Consider the following 261-nt stretch of genomic DNA (forward strand, 5'->3'; position numbering starts at 1 on the left):
GTTAATCGCGCATGGGGACACTTTAAAAAGGAGCTGGGAGAATCTGTAGAGATATTGCCAGCGTCACAGCGATATGGTGATGAGTGGTACTGCGGCACAGCAGATGCAGTTTTCCAGAATATGGATATTATTCGTCATGAGCTTCCCAAATACGTTATGATCTTATCGGGTGATCATGTCTACAGAATGGATTACGGTGGCTTACTTGCAAAGCACGTTGAGACAGGTGCTGATATGACCGTATGTTGTATTGAAGTGCCC

Annotated in this window: 1 protein-coding gene; it reads left to right on the forward strand. The window is 45.2% G+C overall.

Annotation, left to right across the window (positions count from 1 at the left end):
• A partial coding sequence (locus CWC11_RS22230; RefSeq protein WP_249330814.1) for a sugar phosphate nucleotidyltransferase occupies positions 1–261 on the forward strand: 261 nt, incomplete at both ends.

Source organism: Pseudoalteromonas sp. S3178 (assembly GCF_005886985.1).
GTDB lineage: Bacteria > Pseudomonadota > Gammaproteobacteria > Enterobacterales > Alteromonadaceae > Pseudoalteromonas > Pseudoalteromonas carrageenovora.